Raw genomic sequence first — 18,065 nt, forward strand, 5'->3', positions numbered from 1 at the left:
CGGGGACCTGCCCTCGCCCGTCCTACGGTGGAGAGCCCTCGCCCGTCCTACGGTGGAGATATGCCCCCGGACCCCGAAGCCACCGTTCCCTTCGGTGCCGTCACGCCACCGACACTCCCTCTCCCTGGCCTCGGCGGTCTCCGAGATCTCCCCGCTCTGGACCACCGCATCGCGGACTGCCGGGCCTGTCCGCGGCTCGTGGAATGGCGGGAGGCGGTGGCGCGGGAGAAGCGGGCGGCCTTCGCGGACCGGACGTACTGGGGGCGCCCGGTGCCGGGGTTCGGACCGGCGGACGCGGCGTTGCTCGTGGTGGGGCTGGCTCCGGCGGCGCACGGAGGCAATCGCACCGGGCGGATGTTCACGGGGGACCGGTCGGGGGACGTGCTGTACCAGGCGCTGTACGACGTGGGGCTGGCGTCGCAGCCGACGTCGGTCGCGGTCGGGGACGGGCTGGAGCTGTACGGGGTGCGGGTGACGGCGCCGGTGCACTGCGCGCCGCCCGCCAACCGGCCCACGCCGGGGGAGCGGGACATGTGCAGGCCGTGGCTGGTGCGGGAGCTGCGGTTGCTTCGGCCGACGGTGCGGGCCGTGGTCGTGCTGGGGGCGTTCGGCTGGCAGGCGGCGCTGCCGGCGCTGGCGGAGGCGGGCTGGACGGTGCCGAGGCCGCGGCCGGTGTTCGCGCACGGGGCGCGGGTGTGTCTGCGGGACGGCGAGGGCGGTGACGACCTCACGGTCCTCGGCTGCTTCCACGTCAGCCAGCGCAACACGTTCACCGGCCGCCTGACCCCCGCGATGCTGCGGCGGGTCCTGGGCGAGGCGGCCGAGGCGGCGGGGCTGGCGACCGACACCGACGGGCCGGGTGGGGGGCCCTGAGCGGCTGGACGTGAGGAGGGAGGGGTTCGGACCCCGCTCGGTCCAGGGCTTGAGCCCAGCTCGGTCACCCCGGGCCCCGAGCCTCGGCCCGCCGGGCCCCAAGCTCTGCCCCGGAGCTTCAGGGCCGCCACTCGTACCGTACGTCCGGCTCCCGCTCCTCGTTGCCGCTGCCGTCGGTGTGCTCGACGGCGCGGAAGCCGTGGCGTTCGTAGAAGCGGTGGGCGGGTTCGTTGACCTGGAAGGTCCACAGGCTCAGGCACCGTGGGCTGCGTTCCTTGGCGAGGGCGAGGAGCCGGTCGCCGATACCGCGGCCGCGCCAGTCGGGGTCGAGGTAGAGCTGCGAGACCACCTCGCCGTCGAGCACCATCATGCCCACGACCGCGCCCTCCGCCTCCGCGACCCATGTCTCCCGCCGAGGCACCACGACATCGCGTATGTAGGCGCGTACTTCGTCGTCGGAGTGGGGGCGGGTGACGTTCGGCAGGGCGGTGTCGAAGGACCGGAGGTAGACCTCGGCCACGGCCTCCGCGTCGGCGCCGCCCGCCCGGCGCAAGGTGACGGTCTCGGCCTGGGGGACGACGGCCGTGGCCGTGATCTCCACCAACTGGCCTGTGTATCCGAGGCAGGCCACGCCGATCAGCGTCGACGAGTGCGGTCCCGTACTCAGCCCGGAAGCCTCGACGACGTCCCAGACGGCGTGCAGTGCCGAGGGATCACTGCCCACGACGTACACCTCGGTCGACACGACATGCGCGAAGTCGCTGCCCACGGACCGCAGTTGCTCCGCGAGGTTGGCGAGCACCTGCTCCGTCTGCCGCACCGGATCCCCCGCCCCGACCAGCTTCCCGGCGGCGTCCAAGGGCACCGACCCCGCGAGAAAGGCCAGCTTCGTGCCGGCCTCGACCACGGACGCGTGGGAGTAGACGGGCGGCGGGAAGAGGGTGGGGACGGTGACGCGCCGGATCATACGGAGATGCTCCTCAACAACACTGGAACGGGAAGGCCGGTCGACCACGGGGACGACGGACCGAGACATCCTCTGATCATCCGGCTCGCGCCTCCGACCCGCACCCGCTTTACGGCGCGTCGGCGCGTCGGCGCGGCGGTGAGGCGCCCTTCAACGACCGAGGCCCGCCCGCTCCCGCCACCGCGAGGCCCGCTCCCGCCCCGCGGCCCGCTTCCGCCCCCGCGCGGGGGGAATTTGCAGCGCAGCCGCCGGGCCGACCCCTTTACGCTTCCCGCGCCTAGCAATCCGACTGGGACCCCACACCGGAGCCGCCGTGCAACCCCTCACCAACGACCGCGACTTCCTCGACACCACCGCCGACCGTCTGGCATCCCTTCCCACCGTCCGAGCCGTCGCCCTCGGCGGCTCCCGTGCCCAGGGCACCCACCGTCCCGACAGCGACTGGGATCTCGCCGTCTACTACCGCGGCGCCTTCGACCCGACCGACCTGCGCGCCCTCGGCTGGGAGGGCGAGGTCTCCGAGGTCGGCGGCTGGGGCGGCGGGGTCTTCAACGGGGGAGCCTGGCTGATGATCGACGGACGGCGCGTGGACGTGCACTACCGGGACCTCGACGTGGTAGAGCGCGAACTCGCGCAGGCGGAGCAGGGCCGCTTCCATGTGGAGCCGCTGATGTTTCACCTGGCGGGCATCCCCAGCTACCTGGTCGTGGCCGAACTGGCGATCAACAAGGTGCTCCGGGGCGACCTGCCGCGCCCGGCCACGTACCCGGCGCAATTGCGCCGGACCGCACCCGACCGCTGGTACGGCGTGGCCACCGCCACCCTCGGGTACGCCAAGGCCGCTCACGCCCCCAGGGGCGCGCTCACCCAGGTCGTCGGCACGATCGCCCTCGCCACCACCCAGACGGCCCACGCCGTCCTGGCGGCCCGAGGGGAGTGGGTCACCAACGACAAACACCGCCTCACCGCGCCGAGCTGGACGAGGTCGACCAGCTCCTGACGGGTCTCACCCCCGGCCCGGCCGCCCTGCTCCAGGCGATCACCGAGGCCGAGGCGCTCTTCGACCGCACGGTCGAGACGGCCAGGCAGATGACCAAGCAGACGGCCAGGAAGACGGCCAAGCAGAGGGCCGCCGACGCGACAGCCCAGGACGCCCAGGGGGCTGCGCAGGACGCCCAGGGGGCTGCGCAGGACGCCCAGGGGACAGCCCAGGACGCTCAGGGGACAGCCCAGGGGTGAGTGTCAGAGCGGACTGGCCACTGGCCCTCAGTCGCCCACCCGCACCCACACCGGCGCATGGTCCGAGCCCGGCTCGTCCCGTCGCGAGGTCGGATCGGTGCTCACCGACGGCAGGTCCGGGGGGCCGGAGTCCGGCAGACCCGTGCCCGCCGCCGTGATCCGGTGGATGAGGTGGTGGCTCACCAGGACGTGGTCGATCAGCTCGCGTCGTCCGTCGTTGATCCGGGAGAAGCGTTCCGCGGGAGCGATGAGCTCGGCCGTGCTCCACAGCCGTTGCGCGTCGCCCTTGTCCGGGCGTTCGAAGCCCGCCGTGGTCAGTTCGGAGCCGGGCGGGCCGAGCAGGATCTGGGTCGTCGCGGCCCGGACCTCGTCGTTCAGATCGCCGAGCACCGCCACGTCCCGGTCCCTGCCGTCGCCCGCCAGCAGTTCCCCCGCCAGGTCGCGCAGGGCCGCCGCCTCGGCCGCCCGGCGGAAGAGTGCGTAGGCGCCGAAGCGGGCCCGTTCGCCCTCGTCGAGGGGGTTGAAACGCTTGTTCGGGTATGTCAGCAGCTTCGACTTCAGATGGGCCACCGCCACCCGCAGCGGGCCGGCCTCGGTGTCCGTCTCCACCGCCAGCAGGCCCCGCCCCGAGGCGGCCGTCGTGTGCCCCGTGTCGTCCACCTGCACCGGCAGCAGTTCCGCCGGGAGCGCGTCCGTGTCGGCGAGCACCGTGAGCGGCGTACGGCTGAGGAAGCCGACGCGTATGCCCCGGCTGTCGGCGTGCCCCGACAGCGCGGTGTGCCAGTCGCCGTCGAGCATCCCGGCCAGTTCGGCCAGGGCCTCGGGCTCGCCGACCTCCTGCACGCCCAGCAGCGCCGGATCGAGGTCGGTGAGCACCGCGGCCAGGGAGGCCAGTTTCGTCTCGTAGGCGGCCTTGTCCTTGGGGCCGAACGGCCCGCCGGGCCGGTAGAGGTTCTCCAGGTTCCAGGTGCCCAGGAGCATGCCGGGCTCCCTTCCGTGAGGGCCGTCGGGACTCCGACAGGGCCGCCCAGGCTCCGACAGAGCCGTCGCGGGCAGCGCCGTCGCGGCAGCGCCCGCGCGCCGCGCCGGGACCAGCCTGCTCGCCCCGCCGCACGAGCCCGCGCGCCGCGCCGGAACCAGCCTGCTCGCCCCGCCGCACGCGCGACAGAGCTGTGACCGGATTCGCGGTTCGGCTCACGCCTGCCGACGACCCGGGCGTACGTTGGCGTGATGAGCGAGTCTCGCGCCGATCTCATCATCACCGGATGCACGGTCCTCGTGCATGACGATCAAGAGCGGATCGGGTTCCGGGAGGATGCCGCGATCGTCGTACGGGACGGAGCCGTGCAGGCCGTCACCGGTGCCGCCGAGGCCGTGAACCTGCCGGCCGCCGAGCGCGTCGACGCCCGCGGCCAGGTGGCCCTGCCCGGTCTGGTCAACTGCCACACGCACGCCCCGATGGTCGCCCTGCGCGGCCTCGCCGAGGACCTGCCCACCGAGGAGTGGTTCAACGACTTCATCTGGCCGGTCGAGGTCAACCTGACCGGGAAGGACGTGCCAGCTCGGCGCGCTGCTCGCCTGCGCCGAGATGATCCGCGGCGGCGTGACTTGCTTCGCCGACCACTACTTCGCGATGGACGCGGTGGCCGCCGTCGTCGCCGAGTCCGGGATGCGCGCCCATCTGGGACAGGCGTACTTCTCCTCGCAGGGGCCCCAAGGCCGGGAGGACTCCCTGGAGTTCGCGCTGCGCCACAGGGGCGGGGCGGGCGGCCGTATCACCACCACCCTCGCCCCGCACGCCCCGTACACCGTGACCGACACCGACCTCGCCGCCACCGCCGTGCTCGCGCGCGAACACGGTCTGCCCGTGCATCTGCACGCCGCCGAGAACCGCGACCAGGCCGAGACCAGCCTCGCCCGGCACGGCGTCACGCCCATCGAGGTGCTCGAACGCGCCGGACTGCTCGACACCGACCTGCTCGTCGCGCACGGCACCGGCATCCTCGACCGCGATCTGCCCGTCCTGGAACGCGCCACGGGACGGATCGCCGTGGCGAGCGCGCCGCGCGGCTATCTGAAGTTCGCCTGGCCCACCACGACACCCGTCCGCGCGCTGCGCGCCCTCGGCATCCCCGTGGGCCTCGCCACGGACGGCGCCGCCTCCAACAACTCCCTCGACGTCTGGGAGTCGATGGCGCTCACCGCGCTCGTCCAGAAGTCCACCGAGGGCGACCCTCGCTGGCTGACCTCCCGTCAGGCCCTGCACCACGCCACCGTGCAGAGCGCGGCGGCCGTCGGGCTCGGCGACCGGGTGGGCCGTATCGCGCCGGGGCGGCGCGCGGACATCATCCTGGTCGATCTCACCGGGCCGCACACCCAGCCCGTCCACGACCTCGCCGCCACGCTCGTGCACAGCGCCCGCGCGGCGGACGTCCGCACGACGATCGTCGACGGCCGTGTCCTGATGCGCGACCGCGAGCTGCTGACCATCGACGTCCCGGCGGTGGCAGGGGAGTTGGCCGCCCGGCTGCCCGCGCTCGTCGACCGCGGTCACGGCAAGCGTCTCCAGGACTACGACACCTGAGCCGACAGGAGCCCGGAGGGAAACCGAGGGCGGCGACGGCAATGCCGCACTGCTCGCCTCTTCGAGGGGCGGGACCAACTCGTCGTCCACCACTTCATGTTCGCCCCCGGCCAGGAGTCCGGCTGCCGCGGCTGCTCGGCGTTCCTGGACCAGATCGGGCATCTGGCCCATCTGCACGCGCGCGGCACGTCCTTCGCGACCGTGTCCAGGGCGCCGTACACCCGGCTCGTTCCGTTCAAGGCAGGTAGGGGCTGGACGGTGCCCTGGTACTCGTCGTACGGCACCGACTTCAACCCGGACTTCGACGTGACCCGGGAGGAGGACGGGGAACTGGTCGAGCGCGCGGGGACCAGCTGCTTCCTGCGCGACCTCGACCGGGTCTTCCACACGTACTCCGCCTTCGGGCGCGGCCTGGACGGCCTCGGCTCGGCCACCAGCCTGCTCGACCTGACCGCGCTGGGCCGGAAGGAGGGGCGGGAGGAACCCGAGGGGCGCGCGGCGGCGTTCGGGGGGCCTGTGGGCGGTGAGGCGGTCCGCTATCACGACGAGTACGAGGACTGACACGCACGGTAGCCGTAGCGGCGAACCGGCTGAGGCCCAGCTCACACACTGCGGTGGACGAGTGTCAACTACGTCTCAGTACCGTCACTGAGCGAGCCCTTTCCCCTTCAGCAGGCGTTAACTCGTACCAGGACGACGCTTTGTGGAGGTGCAGGATGGTGAACGGGCGAAGGGTGCTCGAACGCTTTCCCGCAGGCGGGCCGCGCGGATCGTGGCCCGCGGAGGAGTTCGCGCAGGCGCGCCGCATGGAGGGGCTGCCCGCCGAGGTGGTCATGGACCTCGCGACAGACACGTTCCTCGTGATCGTCCGCTGCGACAGCACGGAGTGAGGGCCGTCGGCTCGCCCCTCGCGGCGGCTCGCCCGGCATGGGACGGAGTGTCGGCCCGCCCAGCGTGAGACGGTATCGGCCCGCCCAGCGTGAGACAGTGTCGGCTCGCCCAGCGTGGGACGGCGTCGGCCCGCCGCGCGCGGGAGGCCGTACGCGACAAGGCGTCAGGTCGCCTCGGGGCGTACGGCCGGGCGCCGTCACCTCGTCTCGGGCGCCGGCAGCCGTGAGGTGAACTGCTCGGCCTGCAGCCCGTAGAGCTCCGCGTAGATCCCGCCGGAGGCCAGCAGCTCGTCCGGTGTGCCGGACTCCACCAGGCGGCCCTCGTCGAGGACATGCACCAGATCCGCGTGCCGCACCGACGCCAGCCGGTGGGTGATCAGGACGACCGTCTGGCCCGTGCCGGCCAGGGCGCGGATCTTCTCGAAGACCTCCAGCTCGGCACGCGCGTCCAGGGCCGCGGTCGGCTCGTCCACGATCAGGATGCGGCCGCGCCGGTACGCCGCCCGCGCGATGCCAAGGCGCTGCCACTGCCCGCCCGACAGCTCGTGCCCGCCGCTGAACTCGCGGGCCAGAAGCGTGTCCAGGCCGTGCGGCAGGTCCGCGACGACCTCCTCGGCGCCGGCCTCCGCGACCGCGCCCGCGAGGCGCTCCTCGGTCAGGGGAGCCGCCGGGCGGCCGATGCCGACATTGACCTTCGCGGTGAACGGCCACCGCTTGAAGTCCTGCGCCACCATCGCGATCCGCTCCGCCAGCAGCCGGCGGTCCGCGCTCGCCGCGTCCACGCCGTCCCACATGATCCGGCCCGCGTCCGGCTTGTACAGCCCGGCGAGCAGCTTGACCAGGGTCGTCTTGCCCGAGCCGTTCTCTCCCACGAGCGCGATGATCCGGCCGAGGGGGAGGGGGAGCGTGACGTCGTCGAGGGCGGGACGGGTGCGCTCACCCGGGTAGCGGAACGTGACGTGCTCGAATCTGATCTCCTTCGGGTCCTCCGGCAGCGCGGAACCGCCGACCGGGATCGCCCGTTCGGCCGCCTCCTCGTACAGCCGCTGGAGGTCGCCCACGAACAGGGCCTCCTCGTGCAGCTGGTTCACCTCCAGGACCAGGCTGTCCAGGCTGCCGGAGCCGGTGCGGATCGCGATGACGGCCGTACCCGCCACGGACAGCGCCATCGTGCCCGACAGCAGCAGCCCGCCCAGCGTCGCGTACGTCGCCAGGGTCGCCAGGCCCGTCCAGGCCGCCGCGATCAGCCCCGTGCGCGCCGCGAGCCGGGCGAGCCGGGCCTGCTCGGCCTCCGCGGTCTCCGACATCCGGCGGAAGTGGTGCAGCAGGAACGGGCCGACGCCGTGCAGGCGGATCTCCGGGGCTGCCGCGGGTTCCGTCAGCAGCCCGCTGAGCAGATAGCCCGCGCGAGCGTGCTGCACCCAGGTGTGGAACGACTCGTAGCGGCGCCGGGCGTTCGTCAGCGCGCCCCACGCGCTCGGCAGGGTCATCGTGACCAGCAGCGGCAGCAGCGCCGGATGCAGCACGGTCAGCACGCCCGCCGCTGTGACCAGCGAGATCATCGCGTTCACCAGCCGGGTCGCGTGCGCGATCATGCGCCGGGCGGAGGAGGCGCCGTACTGCGCGGTGTCGAGCAGCTTGTGGAAGGCGTGGTCCTCGATGGCGGCCAGCTCCACGGCCGCGGCCCGCTCCAGGTACCGCTCGGTGGCCAGCCGCTCGACCTTGGGTTCCAGGCGTCCGGTGGCGTACGTCGAGGCGGCCCGGAGCAGCGCCCCGAGCAGCAGGACGACGGCCATGGCGATCAGGGTCGGTACGGTGCCCCGTACCCGGTCCTCGATGGGCCCGCCGCCCATCAGCCGGGCCAGAATCGCGTTCACCGCGAGCAGGCCCACCGCCTGGGCCACACCCCGGCCCGCCTCGGAGGCCATCACCACCCGCGCGGCACGCCGGTCCGCCTGCCAGGCCAGGGCGAGGCTGGAGCCGAGCAGCGAGGGCAGCCGCCTGATCATGTCCCGGAAGTTCAGCTGGAGGAAGGCGTCCGAGTGCTGGTTCCAGCCCATGTCGTAGCGCAGCGGGCCCCCGAAGAGCAGCCGCTCCGACTCGGACACCCCCGTCTGCCCCGCCTCGCGCTCCCGCCGCGCCTTTCCCACGGGCGACCTCCCCCTGGTCGGGTACCGACGGCCACTATCGCGGGGCGGCCAGGCTGTCGGCAGGGCGCAGAGGGCGGGGACGGATATGCGCGGGCGCACATCTCCTACGCGCTGATCGGGCTCGACCAGCTGGGCGTGGCCCCCATGAGGCGGCACAGGGCCAGGTACAGGGGGATCGGCGGGGTGTACGGGAGCTTGCCCTCGGGCTGGTGGATCAGGCGCGGGGCGCCCGGGGCCAGCGCGCCGCGGGCGTAGTGCGCGGGCTCGGGCCAGTCGAGGGCGTAGTCGGAGTCGGACGGGACGAGCCACCACCAGTGCGCGTCGTCGGAGTAGACACAGCCGACACGCGGGAGACGCGGCGTGAGCAGCGGGCCCAGCCGGGCGGGAATCGCCACCGCGTCACAGCCCAGCGGGGCGGTCATGCCGGCTGGGAGGGACAGCCGGCGGGGCGGGTGGGAGAGATGTGCGCTGCGGCCCAGCCGGACGAGCGTGTCCATGCCGAGCACCCGGTCGAAGTCCCGGGAAGGGCTCACCCGTGCCTCCGGCGGGATCCGGGGTGGCGGACTTCACCGAAGTCCTGGGACGTGTGGTGATGACCCTCGCCGAACTGCGGGGGCGTGGGGTGGTGGCCTTCGCCCGGCCGCGGCGCCCCGTGGTGGGCGTCGCCGGAGGGATGGGCCGCGTGGTGGTCGCCGATGTGGTGGGGCGCGTGGTGATGGGCCTCGCCGGAATGCTGGGCCGGGTGATGGTGGGCGTCACCCGCATGGTGGCCCAGGTGGTGATGGGCTTCGCCGACCTGCTGGGAAGCGCGCCGGTGGCCTTCGCCCCCGTCGTCCTCGCGGAAGCCGCCGACAGCGTGCCGGTGGTGGCGCTCGCCGGCGCCGAGCCCGCCCCGAACGGGGGAGTGGTGGCCCATGGCCTCCTCGCCGCCGCGTGAGCCGCCCTGGCTCGGACACTTGTGGGCCTCGGTCTCGCCGTCCTCCTCCGCGCCCTCCTGGGAGGACCCCGGCTTGGGACGGGCGACCCAGCCCAGGTCGCCGCGCGGCTCGTCGGCCTCGGCCACGCGGGGGAGCTCCGCCCAGACCAGCAGCCCGGTGCCGTTCTCCTGGGCACCCCAGGAACGGCACAGCGCCTGGACGAGAAGCAGCCCCCTCCCCTGCTCCTCCTCCGTGCGCTGGGCACAGGGATGGGGCTCGGTGGGCGCACAGCCCTCGTCGCGCACGGCTATGCGCACGATGTCGTCGCCGTCCTGGAGCTCGCAGGCGACGACCGTGCTCGCGGTGTGCACGATCGCGTTGGTGACCAGCTCGGATATGACCAGAGCCGCCGTGTCGACGGTGTCCTCGCACACCGCCCACCCGGTCAGCCGTGCTCGCGCCAGCCGTCTGGCCTGGGCTGGGGAGCCCGGGTGAGCGGCCAGTTCGAAACGGAACCGGCGCTCGAGCCCGGCCCCGTGGGGACCGGTGGCGGCGCCTGGGCCGAGGGGGCCTGCGGCGGCGTCTGTTCCTAAGGGCGCGGACGGAATCACGCTTGCCACTATCTCCCCGCCATGAACACTTGGCAAGTGTCACTCTGAAAAATGCAGAGTGCTGTGTGACGCGGTGGACGGCCGTGGCACACTGCTCGTAACAGCACGTCGAGCGGCGCCACTTGGGATCGCCGAGACCTCGCCGGACATGTCCGGCCCGGCCTGATACATACGGAAATTGTCTGGATCAGGCTGTATCGCGGACACCCAGAACGCCGCCGAGGTTTCGAACGGGTCTTCGGATGGCGCCGCTGGGCTGTCAGGATTCTTCGGGTCGGTCGGTGGAGGTGGAGCGTGAGCGAACCGCGGTCCGCGCCGACGGTGGGACAGGTCGTCCTCGGTCGGCGCCTGCTGGACCTTCGGGAACGCGCGGGTCTCAAGCGCGAGGAGGCGGCCCGCGTCCTGCGTGTCGCCCCGGCCACCGTCCGCCGGATGGAGATGGCCGAGGTCGCCCTCAAGATCCCGTACATCCAGCTGCTGCTGAAGGCCTACGGCGTCCCCGAGGACGAGGCGGAATCCTTCGTACGACTGGCCGAGGAGGCCAACCAGCCGGGTTGGTGGCAGCGGTTCCACGACATCCTGCCGGGCTGGTTCTCCATGCACGTCAGCCTGGAGGGTGCCGCCAGCCTCATCCGCAGCTACGAACCGCACTTCGTCCCGGGTCTGCTGCAGACCGAGGACTACGCGCGCGGGGTACTGGTCTCCGGTGCCGTCGGCCAGACCCGGCCGGACGACATCGAGCGCTATGTCGCACTGCGCATGCAGCGCCAGGACCTGCTCACCCGTGAGGGTGCCCCACGGTTCTGGGTCGTGATGGACGAGACCGTACTGCGCCGCCAGGTGGGCGGCCCGGAGGTGATGCGTGCCCAGATCGACAGACTGCTCGAGGCCACGAAGCTGCCGAATGTGACGTTGCAGATCGTCCCGTTCGCGACAGGGCCGCATCCCGGCACCTACGGGCCCTTCGTGCTGTTCCGATTCGCCATGCCCGAACTGCCGGACATGGTCTACAGCGAGTACCTGACCGGCGCGGTCTACCTCGACGCGCGCTCCGAGGTGGCTACCCACCTGGAGGTCATGGACCGCATGGCGGCCCAGGCCGCTACGGCACATCGCACGAAGGAGATCCTCCGGGATCTCCGCAAGGAGCTGTGAATGGATCGCATCGACACCCAGCCCAAACCGCGCATCCGCGGCCCGCGGATCTACAACGGCATGCCCGCTGGGGAGCTGGGCAGCGAGGGCTGGCACAAGCCGTGGAGCGGAGGCAACGGCGGCAACTGCCTGGAGGCCATGAAGCTCGCCGACGGCCGCATCGCCGTACGGCAGTCCACCGACCCCGACGGTCCTGCGCTGATCTACACCTCCGACGAGATGACGGCGTTCATCGAGGGCGCCAAGGCGGGGGTGGCCGACTTTCTGCTGTCCTGAACGACCTTGTGCGAGATGTTTTTACAGCCAGGTTCCGCAGCCAGACGTTCTTGACCGTGTGCACCACATGCTGAACACATGACGAAACCGTTGCGCGGCCGCCGGGGGAAGGCGGCCGCGCAACGGCGTATCGGGGGGACGGGCCTCGCAGGTCAGGGAGTCCTGCCGGACGGCCAGGGCCTTACAGGTACGACATGATCCGGCGCGGCGCGTCCACCAGCCGGCTGACCGCCTCCACGCCGATCGGCGGCTGCTCGGCCTCGTCCTTGTTCAGGGTCAGCCCGTACCAGATCTGTTCGACCGACGGCGGTCCGACCGAAAGGTTGCGCTTCACGGCCGTCGACGCGGACGCCTCGCCGCTCTGCACCAGATAGGCGGCCGCCATCGCGCCGGTACGGCCCACACCGGCGCCGCAGTGCACATAGACCTTGCCGGACGTCGACGACACGATGTCCAGGAACTCCCTCACCTGGGCCTGCGTCGGCGTCTGCCCGTCGCGGATCGGCATCCGGACGAGTTCCAGACCGGCCTTCTCCGGCGAGGCCACCTGGGCCGCGCTCAGATCCTCGGCGCGCAGGTCCACGACGGTGGTGACGCCCGTGGCGGCGAGACCGCGGTAGCCCTCGGGGGAGGGCGCGGCGCCGCGCCACAGGTGACCGTCGGAGTCGACGGGCCGGAAGTTGCTCACGCCCTGGACCACGGGGGTCCCCACGGGAACCGGGATGTCCGACTGCGCCCACTTCGACGCGGCCAGGATGCCGAGCGAGGCGACCGCCCACAGGACGATGTAGCCGGCGATCGTGATGACCAGGGCCCGCAGGACGCGTCGCTTGACGCTGCGCTTCGGGCGGACGGGGGTGGCGGTGGGGGCGAAGGCGGGAGGGGGGACGGTCTCAGTGGTGACAGTCATGAGAGCCCGGGGGCTAGGGGACGGGGGCGCGGTTCCGAGGGACGCGGTTCCGGCATCGTATCCCGGCCCGACATGCCCGATAAGTCGGATATGACGTATCTCTCATGAGGTGGACTCCGACGGGTCCATGCGGTACGCGGGTACGCGCGGAACGCCTCCACGAGTACCTCGATACCGCCGTCCTACGCCTGCCGCCGCCCCGTCATTGCTGGTAGGCCTCGGTGTCGTCCATCCCCACCACGGTCAGGTGCACCCGCTCCAGGCTCGCGTCCTCCAGGCAGCCGCGCAGCCGGAACCGGTCGTTCTCGGTCAGCGCGGGTCGTACGACACCGGCGTACAGGCCGTCGCCGAGATGGCCGAAGGTCGCCTTGTGCAGGGCCACGTAGGTGGAGCCCCGGCAGCCCTCCCACATCTGCCGCGCGGCGAGCGCCCGCCGCTCCGCCGTCATGCTCTGGTCCCGCACGTCCAGCCGCACCAGCACCGACGTCGCCTCGGAGGGGTCGTCGGCCTCCGCGCGGGTCTGGGTCAGATCGGCGAGAGCGACGATCAGCGCCGTCAGCAGGGCGGAGCCGACCACTCCGGTGATCGCCAGCCGTGCCGTCCCGCCCTTCGTCCGCCGGCCGCCCGGCGGCGGTACGTCGTCCAGGTCGCTCCCCGCCGCCGGGTCCGGCGCGCTGAGCACGGCCAGCCGTCCGGCCATGTGCCGCTCGGCCGGGCGGGCGGCCCGCGTCGCGATGCGCTGCACGAGCCAGGCGATGCCGGACAGCAGCACCCCGGTGACCATGAGGACCGGCACGAAGACGTACGTACGCTCGGCGGGCTCGTCGAGCCAGCGGAACCGGTCCGTCGTCTCCTGCCCCCGCGTCCCCCGCTGGAGCCGGGCCAGCACGTCCTCCTGCCGGTCGACGGCCTCCCGCTGCCGCCGGTCGGTGTCCCGTACCCGCTCCTCGATCCGGGCCAGTCGGCCCATCAGCATCAGACCGAGCAGCAGCACCTCCACCACCAGCAGCAGCACACCGCACAGCACGGCCCGCTGCCACTGCCAGCGGTACAGGTACACGACGAAGTACATCGCCGCCCCTGTCGCGGCCATACCGGCGAAGGCGAACACCAGGCGCTTCATCGGGGGCCTCCGGCGGGTGCGTCGGAGGCGGGGGCGGCGGGACGGCTGGAGGGGTCGTCGGGGTTGGGGGAGGGGGCGTCTGCGCTGTGGGAGGGGGCGTCGGGCGGGGTGGACGCCGGGTGTATCTCGCCGGTGCGGCCGTCGAGGGTGAGGCGGGTGCCGGGCGGGAAGCCGCGTACGGCGTCGGCCGCGCCGACGACCGCGGGCAGCCCGTACTCACGGGCCAGGACGGCGAGGTGGGACAGCGGGCTGCCGGTCTGGGCGATCAGCCCGGTCAGCCGGGGCAGGAGCGGGGCGAGGGCCGGGTCGAGCGTACGGACGACGAGCACCGCGTCGGCGGGGCCGGGCCCGGTGCCGTCCCAGGCCGTGCCGAGGGCGCGGCCGCCGGACACGCCCCGGCCGACGGATGTGCCGGCGCCTCCCTGTCGCGCTTCCCCGCGGCCCGGCTCGGCGACGACCGAGCCGTCCCGGGCGATCCGGAACGCGTCCGGCAGCGGAGCGGACGGCCGTCTCGGCACGCGTTCGCGCACATCGCCGGGGAGCGGGCCGCCCTCCAGGGCCGCGATCAGCTCGGCCCACCGCAGCAGTCCGACCCGCGCGGGGTCGTCCAGGCTCCCGCGCACCGCCAGCCGGTACGCCCCTTCCCGTACGAGCCGCACCTGCAGCTCCTGCACCCACCGGATCCGCAGCCGCAGCGCCTCCCGCGGCGGAAGTGCCGGAGGCGGCCCGGAGGGCACCGGGTACTCCTCGGCGAGGCCGCGCCGGGGCCGGACGAGATCGACGCCCCCGGCGGCCCCCAGCACCGGCGTCCCGTTCACGCGCGGGCGGGCGTCGCGCTCCGGCCGCATGGCGGCGGGCAGCCGCAGCCTGCCCAGCAGGCTCGGCGGGGTCAGGGCCAGGAGCAGCGGTTCGACGCTCACCACCCGGTCGTCCGGCACATGCCGGGCACGAGCGTCGGCGAGCGCGGCCAGGGCGGCGCCCGCGGCGGTGGCGCGGGGCGTGGCGTTCAGCAGCGCGCCGGCGAGGCTCTCCTGAGCGTGCAGGGAGACCAGGGCGGTGCGCGTCCAGCGCAGCGTGGAGACCAGGGCGGGTCCGGGCAGCTCGCGGAGGCGGGGGACCTCGGTGAGACGGCGGTCGATGTCGGCGACGAGGTCCGTGGCGAGGCCGGGCAGTGCCCCGGTCAGTCGGCCCACCCGCCAGGCGGCGGCCAGCCTCCGCGCACCGGGGGCCGGGTTGAGCAGCGCGAGCCAGGGGTGCGGCGCCCCGGCCGCGCCGAGCAGCCGCAGGTCGGCGGCCGCGCGCCCGTCGACGGACGACACCACCGGCACCGTCCGCAGCAGGCGGCGCGGCGCGGTTCCCCCGATGTCGAGCGCGGCGGCGAGTCCGCGTGCCATCGGCGCCACCCACAGGTCCTCCTCCAGCGGCGCCAGCCGCTCGGGGAGCGTCTCCGCCACCGGGCCGGGCCCCAGCAGCCGTGCCCCGCGCTCCGGCCGGGCCGCCATCGCCGTGACCGGCCGACTCTGGAACAGCCACAGCCGTCCTTCCTCGTCGAACCCGAACTCGATGTCCTGCGGCCCTCCGAATACCCGCCGGGCCTGACGGGCGAGCCGGGCCAGCCGCCGGAGCTGGGGGCGGCTGAGGAGGGGGGTGTTCTGGGCCGGGGCGCTTCGCTCCACGCGTACCAGTCGGCCCCACCGCCCGAGCCAGTGGTCCGTCCCTGCCCGCACCCCGCTGACCAAGGCGTCCGGCCCGCCCGGAACCGCGCTCACCATCAGCCGGTCGGTGCGCCCCGCGACCGGATCCACGCCGAACATCACTCCGCCCACCCGGGCCGCCATCATCGGCTGCACCAGCACCGCCATCGGCGCGGTGGTCCCGTCGGGCAGGTGCGCCGAAGCCCGTACGGTCCGTACCGCGGCCCGGAAGTCCCGTGGGCCGCGCACGTCGAGCACCGAGTCGAAGCGGCCTGCCTGGGAGGACTCGCCGGTGTCCTCCAGCGAAGAAGAGGAGCGGACGACCAGCGGCCGCGTGCCGCCCTCGGAGAGTTCCCGCCAGGCGTCGCGCAGCACGCGGGAGTCGTCGCAGGTGGTGGCGGGGATGACGAATCCGGGCAGCACGGGGAGCCCCGCACTGGCAGCGCGGGCGAGGTTGGCGGCCTTGGAGCCGGTCAGACCGGGGTCGGTCGCGGCCGGGTGGCCCAGCGGAACGGTCTGCGGGACGGCCTCGTGGCCGTGCTCCCGCGACCACGCGCCGAGTCCGCGCTGGCCCCGGGGACCCTCCCCGTCGTACCAGCTGTCTTCGTGCAGTTCGTCGAGAGTCGTCATCAGGCACCCTCCAGGACCGACCGCCAACGGGGGAACGCGCGGGGTTCGGGGCGCTGCGCCTCACGGCGGAACGAAGGATGGGGCAACCGCTGCCGGGGCCGGTTCACGGCGACGGCGACGAAACACCTCCTGGGACCAAATGATCCCACTTCCTAAGGTGCAACACTCCGGCCTTATGCCACATTCCGGCCTTTCCGAACTTGCTGGGAGTTCAGCTGTTCCTCTGGGAGTTCAGCTGTTCCTAAGGGGAGGAGGCGTCCCGGGGGTGGCAGGGGAGGAGGCCCCGAGACCCACGAAACGGGCTCCGGTGTTCAGGGGGGAGTGGCCCTGGGATCCAGGGGAGGTGCTCCGATGTTGAGGGGGAGTGGTCCTGGGATCCAGGGGAGGTGCTCCGATGCTCAGGAGGAGAGGCCCTGGGATCCAGGGGAGGTGCTCCGATGCTCAGGGGAAGAGGCCCCGGGACCCACGGGAAGCGCTCCGATGCTCGTGGGGGAGAGACCCTGATCGCCGACGGGCGGCACGGCCCCCGGCAGCACCCCGCACAACGCCTCCACCGCCGCCTCGTACGCATGCTCGGGCGGCGTCGCGTACCCCACCACCAGGCCGTCCATCGCCTCCATACCTGTCTGCGGATGCCGGAACTCCGACAGCCCGTCCAGCGCCAGCCCCTGCCACACGGCTCCCTTCAGGGTCGTCGGCTCGGTCCCCGGCGGCAGCCGCAGCACCACGTGCAGCCCGGCCGCCACGCCCGTGACCCCGATGTGCGGCGCCTGCGCGGCCAGGGCCGCCACGAGCCGGTCCCGCCGACCGCGGTAGCGCTGCCGCATCCGCCGTACATGACGGTCGTACGACCCACTGGTCAGGAAGTCGGCGAGTGCGAGCTGATCCAGCACGCTCGCCCATGCCTCTCGCTCACCCTTGGCCGTGAGCACCGGCTCCACCAGGCGCCCCGGCAGTACCATCCACCCCAGCCGCAACGCCGGTGACAGGCTCTTGCTCACCGAGCCGATGTACACGACCCGCTCGGGATCGAGCCCCTGCACGGCGCCGACCGGCTTGCGGTCGTAGCGGAACTCGCCGTCGTAGTCGTCCTCCAGCACCACCCCGCCCCGCGCGCGTGCCCAGTCGATCACCGCGGCGCGGCGTGCCGCGTGCAGCGGACCGCCTGTCGGGAACTGGTGCGCCGGCGTGAGCAGCACCGCCCGCTCACGCTCCAGCAGATCCACCCGCGCCCCGTTCTCGTCCAACGGCAGCGGAACCGTCCGCACCCCCGCCCCCGCCAGCAGTTCCCGGTGGAAACCCAGCCCGTACGCCTCCACCCCCAGCGGCCCGCGCAGCACCCCGCCCCCGAACAGCAACCGCAGCGCGTGCGCGAACCCCGAGCAGATCACGATCCGCCCCGGTTCCGTCCGCACCCCACGCGCCCGCGCCAGATACTCGGTCAGAGCCTCGCGCAGCTCGATCCGCCCGGCCGGGTCACCCGGCCCGAACACCTCGTTCGGCGCGTGCTGGAGCGCACGCCGATACGAGGCCTGCCAGGCCGCGCGCGGGAACTCCGACGCGTCCGGCGTCCCCTGCCGCAGGTCGTGACGCGGCCCCCGCGTGCTTGCCCGCGCCTTCCGGGGCGCCCGTTCGGCATACGGCACCGGCTCGGCGCGCTCGGCCACCCGCGTGCCCGAGCCCTGCCGGGCCGTCAGCCATCCCTCCGCGACCAGCTCGGCATACGCGTCGGCCACCGTGTTGCGAGCGACCCCGAGGTCGGCCGCCAGCGACCGGTACGGCGGCAACCGCGTCCCCGGCGCCAGCCGCCCACCGCGCACGGCCTCCCGCAACGCGCCGATCAACGCGGCCCGCCGCCCGCCCGGCCCCGCCAGCTCCAGATGCAGATCGGCACCGATGCGCTCCGCCGCATTGACCCACGACTCCGTCATGGAGGGGGACGATACAGAGGGTCGATCACGGTGATCATCGCGTTCCCCACATCGCCGGGTGTCCCGCACGCGGCCGCGGCGTCCCCCACCTCGCCGGGCCTCCCGCGCGCAGCCG

12 protein-coding genes and 5 pseudogenes are annotated in these 18,065 nt (G+C 73.3%); 7 read left to right on the forward strand and 10 right to left on the reverse strand.

Going from position 1 to position 18,065, the window contains the following annotated elements; all coding sequences use genetic code 11:
* Positions 1-60: 60 nt before the first annotated feature.
* Positions 61-873, forward strand: coding sequence for a uracil-DNA glycosylase (locus tag ABZZ79_RS24365; protein WP_356691971.1), 813 nt, complete (start codon positions 61-63; stop codon positions 871-873).
* A gap of 118 nt (positions 874-991) precedes the next feature.
* Here the strand turns inward: ABZZ79_RS24365 and ABZZ79_RS24370 are convergent, their stop codons facing one another.
* Together ABZZ79_RS24370 and ABZZ79_RS24375 are read right to left on the reverse strand one after the other, a co-directional pair.
* Positions 992-1,468 carry a GNAT family N-acetyltransferase gene (locus ABZZ79_RS24370; RefSeq protein ID WP_356692067.1) on the reverse strand — a complete coding sequence of 159 codons (477 nt, stop codon included), beginning with the start codon at positions 1,466-1,468 and terminating at the stop codon, positions 992-994.
* A gap of 39 nt (positions 1,469-1,507) precedes the next feature.
* A pseudogene (locus tag ABZZ79_RS24375) lies at positions 1,508-1,909 on the reverse strand (RidA family protein); the annotation flags it as partial.
* A 244-nt stretch (positions 1,910-2,153) separates the two neighbouring features.
* On the opposite strand from ABZZ79_RS24375, the pseudogene ABZZ79_RS24380 reads away from it, so the two are divergent.
* A pseudogene (locus ABZZ79_RS24380) lies at positions 2,154-2,893 on the forward strand (nucleotidyltransferase domain-containing protein); the annotation flags it as partial.
* 213 nt (positions 2,894-3,106) lie between these two features.
* Here the strand turns inward: ABZZ79_RS24380 and ABZZ79_RS24385 are convergent.
* Positions 3,107-4,060: an endonuclease/exonuclease/phosphatase family protein gene (locus ABZZ79_RS24385; RefSeq protein WP_356691973.1), complete on the reverse strand. Its 954-nt coding sequence runs from the start codon at positions 4,058-4,060 to the stop codon at positions 3,107-3,109.
* Between the two features lie 249 nt (positions 4,061-4,309).
* On the opposite strand from ABZZ79_RS24385, the pseudogene ABZZ79_RS24390 reads away from it, so the two are divergent.
* From ABZZ79_RS24390 to ABZZ79_RS24400, 3 genes and pseudogenes are all read left to right on the forward strand, one after another.
* A pseudogene (locus ABZZ79_RS24390) lies at positions 4,310-5,663 on the forward strand (amidohydrolase).
* A gap of 25 nt (positions 5,664-5,688) precedes the next feature.
* Positions 5,689-6,224 (forward strand): annotated as a pseudogene (locus tag ABZZ79_RS24395) (DUF899 family protein); the annotation flags it as partial.
* A 155-nt stretch (positions 6,225-6,379) separates the two neighbouring features.
* Positions 6,380-6,553 (forward strand): hypothetical protein, encoded by a 174-nt coding sequence (locus ABZZ79_RS24400; RefSeq protein WP_356691975.1) that lies wholly within the window; start codon positions 6,380-6,382, stop codon positions 6,551-6,553.
* A gap of 197 nt (positions 6,554-6,750) precedes the next feature.
* On the opposite strand, the gene ABZZ79_RS24405 is transcribed toward ABZZ79_RS24400, so the two are convergent.
* The 3 genes and pseudogenes from ABZZ79_RS24405 to ABZZ79_RS24415 all read right to left on the reverse strand — a co-directional run.
* Positions 6,751-8,613 carry an ABC transporter ATP-binding protein gene (locus tag ABZZ79_RS24405; protein WP_356692069.1) on the reverse strand — a complete coding sequence of 621 codons (1,863 nt, stop codon included), beginning with the start codon at positions 8,611-8,613 and terminating at the stop codon, positions 6,751-6,753.
* A gap of 194 nt (positions 8,614-8,807) precedes the next feature.
* Positions 8,808-9,200: a hypothetical protein gene (locus tag ABZZ79_RS24410; protein ID WP_356692071.1), complete on the reverse strand. Its 393-nt coding sequence runs from the start codon at positions 9,198-9,200 to the stop codon at positions 8,808-8,810.
* 494 nt (positions 9,201-9,694) lie between these two features.
* A pseudogene (locus ABZZ79_RS24415) lies at positions 9,695-10,240 on the reverse strand (ATP-binding protein); the annotation flags it as partial.
* A gap of 285 nt (positions 10,241-10,525) precedes the next feature.
* On the opposite strand from ABZZ79_RS24415, the gene ABZZ79_RS24420 reads away from it, so the two are divergent.
* Both ABZZ79_RS24420 and ABZZ79_RS24425 read left to right on the forward strand, forming a co-directional pair.
* Positions 10,526-11,386 (forward strand): helix-turn-helix transcriptional regulator, encoded by an 861-nt coding sequence (locus ABZZ79_RS24420; protein WP_356691977.1) that lies wholly within the window; start codon positions 10,526-10,528, stop codon positions 11,384-11,386.
* On the forward strand, positions 11,387-11,662 hold the full coding sequence (locus ABZZ79_RS24425; RefSeq protein WP_356691979.1) for a DUF397 domain-containing protein: 276 nt from the start codon (positions 11,387-11,389) through the stop codon (positions 11,660-11,662). It begins immediately after the preceding gene.
* Positions 11,663-11,843: 181 nt separating this feature from the next.
* Here the strand turns inward: ABZZ79_RS24425 and ABZZ79_RS24430 are convergent, their stop codons facing one another.
* The 4 genes from ABZZ79_RS24430 to ABZZ79_RS24445 form a co-directional block, all read right to left on the reverse strand.
* A complete protein-coding gene (locus ABZZ79_RS24430) occupies positions 11,844-12,572 on the reverse strand; it encodes a dual specificity protein phosphatase family protein (RefSeq protein ID WP_356691981.1) in 729 nt (242 codons plus the stop codon).
* A 202-nt stretch (positions 12,573-12,774) separates the two neighbouring features.
* Entirely contained in the window at positions 12,775-13,695 is a 921-nt protein-coding gene (locus ABZZ79_RS24435) for a hypothetical protein (RefSeq protein WP_356691983.1), read from the reverse strand.
* Positions 13,692-16,019 (reverse strand): PEP/pyruvate-binding domain-containing protein, encoded by a 2,328-nt coding sequence (locus ABZZ79_RS24440; protein ID WP_356691985.1) that lies wholly within the window; start codon positions 16,017-16,019, stop codon positions 13,692-13,694. Before ABZZ79_RS24440 ends, ABZZ79_RS24435 begins: the two co-directional genes overlap by 4 nt.
* Before the next feature lie 398 nt (positions 16,020-16,417).
* Positions 16,418-17,950, reverse strand: a complete 1,533-nt coding sequence (locus ABZZ79_RS24445; protein ID WP_356691987.1) for a PLP-dependent aminotransferase family protein — start codon at positions 17,948-17,950, stop codon at positions 16,418-16,420.
* Positions 17,951-18,065 lie beyond the last annotated feature (115 nt).

Source organism: Streptomyces sp. NPDC006458 (assembly GCF_040612135.1).
Classification (GTDB): Bacteria; Actinomycetota; Actinomycetes; order Streptomycetales; family Streptomycetaceae; genus Streptomyces.

What these genes read in the sequence shown, in the direction of transcription:
- ABZZ79_RS24425 (WP_356691979.1), top strand. Translation starts at nt 11,387, where the DNA reads ATGGATCGCATCGACACCCAGCCCAAACCGCGCATCCGCGGCCCGCGG.
- ABZZ79_RS24430 (WP_356691981.1), bottom strand. Translation starts at nt 12,572, where the DNA reads ATGACTGTCACCACTGAGACCGTCCCCCCTCCCGCCTTCGCCCCCACC.
- ABZZ79_RS24385 (WP_356691973.1), bottom strand. Translation starts at nt 4,060, where the DNA reads ATGCTCCTGGGCACCTGGAACCTGGAGAACCTCTACCGGCCCGGCGGG.
- ABZZ79_RS24405 (WP_356692069.1), bottom strand. Translation starts at nt 8,613, where the DNA reads ATGGGCTGGAACCAGCACTCGGACGCCTTCCTCCAGCTGAACTTCCGG.
- ABZZ79_RS24410 (WP_356692071.1), bottom strand. Translation starts at nt 9,200, where the DNA reads ATGGACACGCTCGTCCGGCTGGGCCGCAGCGCACATCTCTCCCACCCG.
- ABZZ79_RS24440 (WP_356691985.1), bottom strand. Translation starts at nt 16,019, where the DNA reads ATGACGACTCTCGACGAACTGCACGAAGACAGCTGGTACGACGGGGAG.
- ABZZ79_RS24445 (WP_356691987.1), bottom strand. Translation starts at nt 17,950, where the DNA reads ATGACGGAGTCGTGGGTCAATGCGGCGGAGCGCATCGGTGCCGATCTG.
- ABZZ79_RS24365 (WP_356691971.1), top strand. Translation starts at nt 61, where the DNA reads ATGCCCCCGGACCCCGAAGCCACCGTTCCCTTCGGTGCCGTCACGCCA.
- ABZZ79_RS24400 (WP_356691975.1), top strand. Translation starts at nt 6,380, where the DNA reads ATGGTGAACGGGCGAAGGGTGCTCGAACGCTTTCCCGCAGGCGGGCCG.
- ABZZ79_RS24435 (WP_356691983.1), bottom strand. Translation starts at nt 13,695, where the DNA reads ATGAAGCGCCTGGTGTTCGCCTTCGCCGGTATGGCCGCGACAGGGGCG.